This is a genomic window from Candidatus Thermoplasmatota archaeon (genome assembly GCA_035541015.1).
Lineage (GTDB): Archaea > Thermoplasmatota > SW-10-69-26 > JACQPN01 > JAIVGT01 > DATLFM01.
In genome coordinates this window covers 1-10,236 of the sequence record DATLFM010000005.1, presented here as the reverse complement: position 1 = coordinate 10,236, position 10,236 = coordinate 1, and the positions used below count along the sequence as shown (strand labels likewise).

Annotated in this window: 11 protein-coding genes; 8 read left to right on the top strand and 3 right to left on the bottom strand. The window is 66.9% G+C overall.

Translation table 11 applies throughout. From position 1 onward, the window contains the following. The 3 genes from VM681_00220 to VM681_00210 form a co-directional block, all read left to right on the top strand. Window positions 1-687, top strand: a 687-nt coding sequence (locus VM681_00220; GenBank protein ID HVL86419.1) for a DUF87 domain-containing protein, incomplete at its 5' end; no start/stop codon positions are given. A gap of 74 nt (window positions 688-761) precedes the next feature. Then, window positions 762-1,253: a hypothetical protein gene (locus VM681_00215; GenBank protein ID HVL86418.1), complete on the top strand. Its 492-nt coding sequence runs from the start codon at window positions 762-764 to the stop codon at window positions 1,251-1,253. Between the two features lie 87 nt (window positions 1,254-1,340). Then, window positions 1,341-1,520: a hypothetical protein gene (locus VM681_00210; GenBank protein ID HVL86417.1), complete on the top strand. Its 180-nt coding sequence runs from the start codon at window positions 1,341-1,343 to the stop codon at window positions 1,518-1,520. A gap of 348 nt (window positions 1,521-1,868) precedes the next feature. On the opposite strand, the gene VM681_00205 is transcribed toward VM681_00210, so the two are convergent. Together VM681_00205 and VM681_00200 are read right to left on the bottom strand one after the other, a co-directional pair. Next, complete coding sequence (locus tag VM681_00205) at window positions 1,869-2,135, bottom strand: hypothetical protein (GenBank protein HVL86416.1); 267 nt, start codon at window positions 2,133-2,135, stop codon at window positions 1,869-1,871. 387 nt (window positions 2,136-2,522) lie between these two features. Then, window positions 2,523-3,353: a DNA adenine methylase gene (locus VM681_00200; protein HVL86415.1), complete on the bottom strand. Its 831-nt coding sequence runs from the start codon at window positions 3,351-3,353 to the stop codon at window positions 2,523-2,525. Between the two features lie 610 nt (window positions 3,354-3,963). Between VM681_00200 and VM681_00195 the strand changes: the two genes are divergently transcribed. The 4 genes from VM681_00195 to VM681_00180 all read left to right on the top strand — a co-directional run bounded on the left by VM681_00195 (window position 3,964) and on the right by VM681_00180 (window position 8,430). Next, window positions 3,964-4,911 carry an ATP-binding cassette domain-containing protein gene (locus VM681_00195; GenBank protein ID HVL86414.1) on the top strand — a complete coding sequence of 316 codons (948 nt, stop codon included), beginning with the start codon at window positions 3,964-3,966 and terminating at the stop codon, window positions 4,909-4,911. Beyond that, on the top strand, window positions 4,908-5,747 hold the full coding sequence (locus VM681_00190) for an ABC transporter permease (GenBank protein HVL86413.1): 840 nt from the start codon (window positions 4,908-4,910) through the stop codon (window positions 5,745-5,747). The genes VM681_00195 and VM681_00190 overlap by 4 nt, the downstream gene beginning before the upstream one ends. 61 nt (window positions 5,748-5,808) lie before the next feature. Next, window positions 5,809-7,413 (top strand): PQQ-binding-like beta-propeller repeat protein, encoded by a 1,605-nt coding sequence (locus VM681_00185; protein HVL86412.1) that lies wholly within the window; start codon window positions 5,809-5,811, stop codon window positions 7,411-7,413. Window positions 7,414-7,557: 144 nt separating this feature from the next. Beyond that, on the top strand, window positions 7,558-8,430 hold the full coding sequence (locus VM681_00180; protein HVL86411.1) for a hypothetical protein: 873 nt from the start codon (window positions 7,558-7,560) through the stop codon (window positions 8,428-8,430). A gap of 33 nt (window positions 8,431-8,463) precedes the next feature. Here VM681_00180 and VM681_00175 read toward each other — a convergent pair whose 3' ends face one another. Then, window positions 8,464-9,273 (bottom strand): class I SAM-dependent methyltransferase, encoded by an 810-nt coding sequence (locus tag VM681_00175; protein HVL86410.1) that lies wholly within the window; start codon window positions 9,271-9,273, stop codon window positions 8,464-8,466. Between the two features lie 82 nt (window positions 9,274-9,355). On the opposite strand from VM681_00175, the gene VM681_00170 reads away from it, so the two are divergent. Beyond that, window positions 9,356-10,236: M28 family peptidase (locus VM681_00170; protein HVL86409.1), on the top strand; the 881-nt coding region annotated here is incomplete at its 3' end.

The following is a 10,236-nucleotide window of genomic DNA, read 5'->3' as shown; positions in this document are numbered from 1 at the left end:
CAGAATGACATCGTGCTCGTGAGTGGCAAAAGCGGCAGCGGCAAGTCGTTCTTTGCGGGCTGGATGGCAAGCCAGTTCAAGGAGCGAGGCAAGGCGCTTGTGATCTGGGACAAGAAAAACGAGTACCGCGGCCTCGCCGTGGCCCTGTTCGTCCTCAACCAAGCCGCCTTTGCCAAAGTCCGGCAAGCCAAGCACAAGTTTTTCCTGCGCCTCATCGAGAAGCATCCGAGCCTCCGCATCGTGCCCCAAGGCCTCACGTTGGACGAGATGCTGGAGGCCTTCGACCACCTCGCGCACGCAGTTTACGAGCGCGGGGAAACGGTTCTCCTGGTGGAGGAGGCGCATGTCGTTGCACCCCAAGGGCAAACGCCGAGGTACGCGCAGATCCTCGTGACCGATGCGCGCACCACCGCCAACGACCTCATCATGGTGACGCAGCGGGTCCAGCTCTTGGACACCACGATGGCCTCGCAGGCAAACGTCCGTGTGGCGTTCAAGATGACGGACCTCAACGACCTCAAGCGAGTTTCTTCCTATTTCCAGAATCCCGCGCCCGGCCGTTTCTCAAACGTGGGCGCGTTCATCGCCGCCATGCTTCCATTTCAGGCGTTGTACGTGAACGAAAAGAACGGGTTGGAGGGCGTGATGCACACGAGCCGCATCGCCAATTTCGTGCATTTCGGATAAGCGAGGAATGAGAGATGTTTGGCCTTGAAACGTTCCATCAAAAGGCTCCCAGGAGGTCCAAAAAGGCACCGAGCATGCTCCTGGAGCGCGAGTTTGCGTGCCGCTATTGCCGCGAGATTTTTGGCGATGAGCGGTCGCGGTGGAGGCATAGCGTCTTCTGCAACCTGAATCCCGACCCCGCCTGTCCCTGGTGCGGCCTCCATTACGGAAAACAGGTGCTGTGCCTCCATGAGCAGAAATGCCCGGAACGGCCCCAGGAAACTCTGCCCCTGCGCGCCTATTCGCTTCCATTTGCGACACCAAAAGACGTTGCCGAAACGTTGATCGGCCTGTTGCACGAAGCTGGAATCCGCGCCTTTCGGTTGCCGGAGGGCCCAGGAGACACGGCCTACTACGACATCTACGTGGAACGCGCGCGGAAGCAAAAGGCCGCCGGCATTTGGAGACGGAAGAAACACGCCGACGCGGCGCGCATCCTGCTGAATAGCAGAACCGTCGTTCGGGTGCCTTGGGGTTTCGAGCGCTTCGTTCTCACCGAAATGCGGCGCGCCGCGCCGCGATGCTAATGTAGGAGTTGAAACAGCTACAGCGGGGAGTCTGAAATGACCTCCAACCCGAAACCCCAAGGAACCAAAACGCAACCACCGCCCAAGATGCACGCCCGATTGAGCGGGTATTGCCCGTTCATGGAGCAGCGCGTGGTCTTCAACGTCTGTTTCAAGAACGAGGCCGACTACGAACGCGTGTGCGAAGCGATGCGCGAAGGCGGCATCTGGCACGATCTCGACGTGACGATCGCCGTTGCCTCGGCCAAGCAGGGACGACAGCGATAGGCTCCCCCGGTGGACGTGTTCGTTCTACCGAACAGACACATTTTCATGCCGGGAACTTTCGTGCATGAAATAAAGGTCGGGGTACGGCGGGATGGAGGGCGGGACAGAACCACGCGAGTGGGTCGTGCGACGGCTGGAACGCGTGCTCGCGGAAAGCTCGACGAACGTACGCCTCGCAGACTACCGCAAGATCACGCTGGAAGGTCACGCCAAGTGTGCATTTTGCGATCGCTTTGTGACCGGAGAGGCCTGGCAATTCCATGCACGGCACGTCACGGGTCCGCCCGGTATCGTGTACCACGTGTGCCTGGATTGCGCCGCCGCCCCCCTTGAGTTGCGCTAAGCTGCCTATCTCTTCCCGTTCGTCACGCCTCGAATTACGAGGCTCTTGAGGTTTGGTCGGATGATCGACTGGTTGCCGCGGGCCTCGCGCGTGACGAGATCACGTTCCTCCAGCTTGTCGAGGACGGCCACCGTGTAGAAATAACTCTGGCCGGTGGTCTTGGAGAGCTCGCGAATGTTGATGCCCGTCTTGCGGCGATTCCACACGGTGTCAAGGACTTTGGTTTGGGCGGAGCGGCCGAAGGTGTGCTGGAAGAGGCGGGGGGCGACCATTAAGGGCGCATCGATGGCCTGAGATAAAACCTCTTGCTCGTCAAATCGTCTCATTTTGAGAAAGGGTTGGTACTTTGGTTTCTGTGACTAGAGTTTCCTTCGTGCCTCAAAGACTGCCCGCGGTGATTGAGGATCGTCTCGAAGGACGAGGATGCGAGCGGTTTTCCCACGGTACTTCCGAAGGTAGAGGCGGCCGTTGCGGTCGACTTTGGCCGTGATGACTGCAAGGATTTCAGCGCGTTCTACATACTCGTTCAACGCAGATCCTCCAGCCTGCGGCGAAGCTCGGCCGCCAAGCGCCGCAAGGAATCTCTCTGCGACTCCGTGAGGAAGTCGATTTCCTCGGCGTTTTCTCCAAGGTGGATCAGTCGCAATACGAGCGGCGTGCTAAGGTTCAAGGAGTACATCATCGGCGGTCACCACGGTTTCTTGAAATGCGGGCCTCAAAAGCGGACTCGCGGAGGGTTCGTAGTTTGAAATGAGGAGCTCGTCGACGTACCGGTGTTGCCCGTCGCGTCGGAAACTCCTGTAACGGGTCGGAATGGCCTCGATATGGTGGTCGTTCCAGAGGTTGCGGAAGCGGGGCCAGTCGGGGTAACTGACGAGAAAGCGGCCTTGCACGCCGGCGAGGGCGCGTTTCAGGCGGTCGTGCTCCGAGTCTTTCCACCCGTACACGCCGCTTGCAAACGAAAGCTCGGCGTACGGCGGGTCGAGGTAGAAGAACGTGTCCGGCCCGTCGTATTTCCGGATCAACTCCTCGAAGTCGAGCCGCTCGATCCACACTTTCTGCAACCGCTTGCTTGCATCCCGCAGGAGGTCGAGGTTTACCGAGGCGGGGGCGCGCGTTCGGACGGGCTTGTACTGCCGCAGGTTGCAGTTGAACGAGTGGTGGATCAACGTGAAGAACCGCAGCGCGCGGTCCACCGGGTCCAAGTTCTCTCGCGGCTCGTTGCGGGCGCGGTAGAACTCCGGCCGGTTCGGCAGCAAAAACTCCGCTTTTCTGGCAAACTCCTCCTGCCGGTCCCGCAGGACCTCAAAGAGGTTCACGAGATCGCCGTTGAGGTCGTTGTAGACCTCCGATTTCGACCTCTCCTTGCGAAACAGGACCCAAGCCGCGCCTCCAAAGACCTCCACGTAGCAAACGTGAGGCGGGATGCGGTCGATGATCCGCTTGGCAAGGAGGCTCTTGCCCCCAAACCACTTGATGGGGGACCTCAACGAACCACCCCTGGCCACGGCTTGCGCTGGGGGACTGAAAAAATGAAAAAAGTCGGGTGGCCCACGGGCTTTCCGTGGGCCTTGAGGAAGCGGTCGTCAGTCCGGCGAGGTAAGGGGGTTTCTAGGGTGCTTACCCCCCTCGTTCCGCTGGGCGAATCGGTCGAGTCTCGGCGGGCGCGTATCGGCCACCGCGCAGCGGTGGCCGCATCGGGATCCGAGATGAGAACTCGGAGAGTTCGAATCTGGGCGGGCGCGTCCCCTTTTCCCTCAGCGCACTCGCTCGCGCCTGCGGCGCTCGCTCGGGCGCTTCGGCAAAAGCGGACCGCGGAAAAGCAGCCAAGTCGCCTTGCGCGGCTCCGCCGCGCATCGGCTCTTGGCTGCCGGCCCGCGCCTCCGCTGTCGCTGCGGCGCGGGACCGCGCCTGCGGCGCGGCGGGTCCATTGGAGTAGGCCAAGAACGATCCCCGCAAGGACCGGCGTGCCGCGGCCCTCGGCGCCCCGGATTGATGGGCGCGCCTCCCCAAGATTACTGCGCACTTGCGCAGTAAACTTGTGACCGGCGTCCGCCCGTCCGAACCTTTTTCCATCCGCAGCGGCTGCCGCCCTTGCCCATGTCCGTTGCCATCGAAACCTCCGGCCTCGTGAAGAGCTTCGGCAAGACGCGCGCCGTGGACGGCCTCGACCTTTCCATCCGCAAGGGGTCCGTCTACGGCCTTCTGGGGCCAAACGGCGCGGGCAAGACCACCACGATCCGCGTCCTCGCCACGCTGCTTGCCCCCGACGCGGGCACGGCGCGCGTGCTGGGCCACGACGTGGTCGCCGACTCGGCCGCCGTGCGCGCCAAGGTGAGCCTCACGGGCCAGTTCGCTTCCGTCGACGAGGATCTCACGGGCCGCGAGAATCTCGTCCTCGTGGGCCGGCTGCTCGGGCTCTCCTGGGGCGGCGCCAAGGATCGCGCCGACGAGCTTCTCGACGCCTTTGGTCTCGCGGAGGCCGCGGGGCGGCAGGCGAAGACGTTCTCGGGCGGCATGCGCAGGCGTCTGGACATCGCGGCAAGCCTCGTCGTGACGCCCGAGGTGCTGTTCCTCGACGAGCCCACGTCGGGTCTCGACGTCCGGTCGCGAAACCAGGTGTGGGACATCGTGCGGGCGATCGCGGCCGAGGGCACGACGGTGCTTCTCACGACGCAGTATCTCGAAGAGGCCGACCGTCTGGCCGACCGTCTTGCGGTGATCGACCACGGCCGGCTCATCGCGGAGGGGACAAGCCGCGACCTCAAGGCAAGCGTGGGCGCGCGCGCTTTGCACCTTCGCGTCGAGCCGGCGACGCGCCGGGCCGAGGCACAGGCGTTGCTTGCAAAGTCGCTGCCGGGCGTTCGCGCGGGGGGCGATCCGCAGTCGCTTCTGGCGCATGCGCCCGACGAGGCGGCGCTTGCTGAGGCGCTTTCCACGTTGTCGCGAGCGGGCATCTCCGTGGCCGAGCTCTCGGTGGGCGCGCCCAGCCTCGACGAGGTGTTCCTTGCGGTCACGGGCCGCACGGCGCAGGGGGGAAGCCCATGATGGCCGAGTCCGTCGAGAAGCCGGTCGTCGTCTCGGGCGACCTTCATCGCCTGCTGTCGAAGGGGCCGCGCCCGCCGCCGGCCGGCGCGCTGTCGGCGTCGCTTACGCTTGGCTGGCGGGCGCTTCTCAAGATCAAGCACGTGCCCTTCCAGCTCTTCGACGTGACGGCCATGCCCATCATGCTCACCGTCATGTTCACGTTCCTCTTCGGAGGCGCGCTTGCGGGCTCGCCGTCGACGTACATCCAGTTCCTGCTCCCGGGCATTCTCGTGCAGGCCATGCTCTTCATCACGGTCTACACGGGCGTGGGGCTCAACACGGACATCGGCAAGGGCGTGTACGACCGCTTCCGGTCCCTTCCCATCTGGCAGTCCTCGCCGGTCTTCGGCGCGCTTTTGGGGGACGTCCTGCGATACCTCGTGTCGGCCGGCGTCGTTCTCGGCGTGGGCCTTGGGCTCGGATTCCGCCCGGAGGCGGGCCCGTTGGGCGTCCTTGCGGCTGTGGCCCTTTCGCTTGTGCTTGCGGTGAGCGTGTCGTGGATCTGGATCGTCATCAGCATGAAGGTGCAGTCGCCCGAATCGGTCATGACGACAAGCTTCCTCCTGCTGTTTCCGATCACGTTTGTGAGCAACATCTTCGTCGACCCCTCGACGATGCCCGGCTGGCTGCAATCGGTCGTGAACGCGAATCCGGTCACGCACCTCGTGACGGCAACGCGCGGCCTCATGCACGGGCAGGAGGTCGCGGCAAGCGTCGCGGCCGTGCTCGTGGCGTCGCTTGCCACGACGGCCGTGTTCGCGCCGCTGTCCCTTTGGATGTACAAGAAGGAGCGCTAGCGCGCCGGGCGCATACGATCCTTCGAACAAATCCAAGAGCGGCCAGGGAAAAACGACGGCCGTGCGCCGGATCTACGCCTTCGTCTGCGCGTTGTTGCCCCTTGCGGTGACAGCGGCAAGCCTCGTGCTCGCGCACGAGGGCCACGATCACGGCCCCGAGCCTCCGGCCGCAGCCGACCCGCCCCCGCGCGAGACGGCCGCCGATCGCGCCGCGCAAGCGCCGCCCACGCCGCGAAGACCCATCGGAGGCGACTACGTCGAGCCGCACCTTACGGCATCCGACTGGCCCACGTTCCAGCGTACGTCCGCGCGCACCGGCTACGCGTCCGGCACGCGCCTTCTTCCGCCCCGCGTGCTCTGGGACGGCCACGAGCAGGCGGAAATCGCGGCCTCTCCCGTGGCCGGCGGCGGGCGGCTCTTTACGCTCACCCTGGCCGGAAGCCTCGCCGCGCGCGACGTGCTCACCGGCGAGGTGCTTTGGCGCCGCGAGCTTGGGGCCAACGCAAGCGCCACGCCGGCGCTCGACGGGCCCACGCTCGTGCTGGCCGATTGGGACGGCAACGTGCACGCGGTGGAGGCGCGAACGGGCGAGACGCGCTGGGCCCGCGCCGTGGGCGCCTTGGTCCACGCCTCGCCCGCCGTGGCAAACGGCCGCGTGTTCGTGGCCGATGCCGAGGGCCGCATCCACAGCCTCTCGATCGGCGACGGCCAGACGGCGTGGACGCGCGACCTTGGAGCGCCGATCGTGGCCTCGCCTTCCGCTTCCGGCTCGCGCGTGTACGCGGCGACGGCCGAGGGGCGCGTGGTGAGCCTGGCCGCGCACGACGGCGCGCCGCTTGCCGAGAACCGCGTGCACGGTGGTCTCGTGGGAGCGCCCGTCGTTTGGGACGAGACGGTCGTCGTGGCCGACGGGCTGGGCTTTGTCGTCGGGCTTGACGCCTCCACGCTCAAGCGGCGGTGGCTCGCGACGCAGGGGCCGGCCGACCTGGCGACGCCGGCCGTGGGGGACGGGCGTGTCGTGGCGCCGTCCATGGCCGTGGGAGGGCTTGCCACCTACGACGTCCGGAACGGGCGCTTGCTGTGGAAGGTGGCCGATCCCGGTTTTGGGCGGTACCCGGCGCCGGTTTCGCTGGGCGACGGCGTCGTCTACGCCGGAGTCCGCGACGGGCGCCTCCTTGCCATCAGCGCTCTCAACGGCACGCTCCTGTGGGAGATCTCCGCAAGCCGCCTGGCAGGCGCGCCGGCGCTCCTTCCCGACCTCTTGCTGGCCGTGGGCGCCAACGGACAGGTCTTCGCCGTGGGCGCTCCCCGCGTCGACCGGGCGTCGCTCCCGGGCGTGCTGGGACCCCCGCCGATCGCGGAGATCCCGCTTTGGCCACTTCTTGTCGGGTTGGGTCTTGTCGCCATGGCGCTGTGGCGTCGCGGCTACGCCAAGGCGCGCCGCCCCATGCGCATCCCGCCGGCGCTCCACAGCTGGACACCGCCTCCGCTTCTGGCGCGCCGGGTCGTGTGCCCGTGGTGCTCGTGCCGGCACGGGCTTCCGCCGCAAGCCCGCGAGGGCGCGCGCCTGCGTTGCGCGGCCTGCGGAAAAACGAGCATTTTCCGAACGTCCGCTACGCGGCACCTGCCTTTGCCCGTCGCGCGGCGCGGTTTTCGGCAGGCATAAATAGCGCGCGCCGGATGGAAAGAAGCGGGGTGCACAGGGACGCTCACGTGGAAGGATGAGCGCGACGTCCATCTCCTCACGAGGGGGAACGTCGACGGCATCGTTTCCTCCGCGCTTTTCCTCGCCGAGCACGAGCGGGGGCGCGTGACCTACGTGCCCTCCTCGACCGCGGCCGTCGAGGTCTTGCGAAAGGACCTCGGAAGCCGGATCTTCTACCTCGTCGACATCGGGCTCACGCCCAAGCTCGTCAAGACCCTCAACATGAAGGCCAAGACGCGCCAGTCCGTCGTCGTCATCGACCATCATCAGCAGACGGAGCACTACCTTTCCGAGCTGGAGCCGCACGCGCGGGTCGTCGTGGACCAGCAGGGAAGCGCGGCAAGCGTGGCCCACCGCCATTGGGGGGGCCTTCCGGCCTTCGACCACCTCTCCGCCATCGCCGACAAGGTGGAGTACTGCGCCTCGCCGAGCCTCGCGCGCGCCATCGAGCTCTACGGCGAGCAGCGCATCGGCGACGAGGCGACGCTCCTCGACTTCGCGTGGCGCCTGCAGATCGACGACGACCGCTTCCGGCTCTCGGCCGCGCGCCGCCTGGCGCAAGGGTTCTGGCCAAGCGAGATCGACGAGGTCAAGCGACGCTACCTTCAGGTCGTGAACGAGCACCGTTGGGACAAGGCCATCGACCGCGTGCGCAGCAAGGTCGTCTGCGACAACGGCATCGCCGTCCTCTCCTTTGGCCGACGGAAGCCCTCGCTCCTGGGCTTTGGCTCGCGCGCGCTCACGAGCGTCGCGGCGCAGCAGGGCTGCCGCATCGCGGTCCTCATCAACCGCCGACGCGAGATGAGCTCCATCGCCCTCCGCGGCATCGGGGAGCCGCCCGTGAACCTCGGCCGGTTCGCCGAGGAGTTCACGCTCGAGCACGGCGTCGTGGGCGGCGGTCACCCGGCCTCGGCCGGAGCGAAGATCCACACGCGCGACGTGCCCTTGTTCATGGAGATGCTGGCCGAGGCGGTCTGACGCCTCGGCCCGGGCGAGACGGAACCCGCCCGATCAGATCTTCGTGGCTCGCGTGAGCAGGTAGTCCATGCGGACGACGTTGTCCGTGAAGTACGTGCTCGCCAGAGCCTCGATGCCGCGCTGGAGCTCCTGGTACTTCTTCGCGTCGTTGGCGAGGTTCTTGCGGATTTGGAGGATGGGGCCCGACGTGCTCTCCATCGCCTGCCGGTAGTGCTGCGGCGAGAGGGCGGGCCAGCGCATCGTGCCCGTGTCGTGCACGAGGTCGCGCACGCGCGGGCCCAGGCGCTCGCGGATCACCGTCGTGTCTCCCCATTGCGGCGGCGGGTCGGGCTTGGCGGCGGGAGGCGGCGGCGGCAAGTAGCTTCCCACGAGCGCGAACACGCGGCCCGTCATGAACTGAGGCGGCCACGTCGAAAACGCGACCGTGCCGCCGGGCTTGCACACGCGCAGCAGCTCGTCGGCCGTCACCTGCGCGCGCGGCGCGAACATGTGGCCGAACTGGCTTAGCACGACGTCGAACTCGCCGTCGCGGAAGGGAAGGTTCTCCGCGTCGCCCTCCTTCCACGTGACGGCGTCGGCCTCCGCGATGGCCGCGTTCTCCTTTGCGCGCGCGAGAAGCTCGGGCGCAAAGTCGAGACCCGTGACCGTGGCGCCCGCGCGCGCGGCCGTGATGGCGGCGACGCCGGTGCCGCAGGCCACGTCCAGCACCTTCATTCCGGACCGCACGCCCGCAAAGCGCACGAGATGCCCGGACACGGGCGTGGTCATCTGCTCGATGGGCGCAAAGAGAGCCCAGCTTTCGCGCTGCTTGGCCTTCAGTTCCGCGAAGGGATCGGTCGCCAAGGAACACCCCGGCCTCGAAGGCGCAAGCCCGTCCAAGAACCCTCGCCGAAGGTTTCATTGGGACCTTCGGCTTGCTCCACGCGTGCGTCGCGTCGCCCTTGCCCTGCTCGTCGCGACTTCCAGCTTGGCCGCCGGCTGCGTGGATCCCTCCGCGCCCAACGACGGAGCGCCGCCGCCGGCGCCCGGCGTGCCGTTTGACGCGCAACGCGCGCTTGCGTGGGTCGAGGCGCAGATCCGCGACCCCGACACGGGCCAGGCCTGGTACCGCATCCCCGGTACGACAGAGAGCCGGCGGGCCGCCGACCTGTTCCACGCCGAGCTTTCCGCCCGCAACTGGAGCGTCGGGTTCCAAGACTTCGAGGGCACGATCGAAGGCCGCGCCGTCGCCATGCGAAACGTGGTGGCCGAGCTGGCCGGAACCTCGTCGCGGACGGTCCTCCTGGCCGCGCACTACGACACGCGCATCTGCGCCGACAAGGATCCGGATCCGGAACGCCGCCGCGACCCCGTCGTCGGCGCCAACGACGGCGCGAGCGGCGTGGCCGTCCTTCTGGAGCTTGCGCGCGTGCTGGACGCGCAGCGCGCCAATTTCTCCTTCCGCCTCTACCTCTTTGACGGCGAAGACCAAGGCGACGGGGGGCTGGGTTGCGGCGCCGGCACCGATTGGGCGCAAGGCTCGGAGTTCGCCGCGGCGGCGCTCACGGACGCCGAGCGCGCGCGCATCGTCGGAATGATCCTCGTCGACCTCGTCGGCGATCGCGAGGCGGAGTTCGCGCGCGAGGGGTACTCCTCCGTTGGCGCAAGCCGCGCCCTGCAGGATCGCATCTGGGGCATGGCCGCGCGTCTTGGGCACGCGCACTTCGTCGATCGCCCCGCGACGCCCGTCCTCGACGACCACGTCCCGTTCCAGCGGCGCGGGATTCCGGCGGTGGACATCATCCACCTCGACCAGGGCGCCGACCC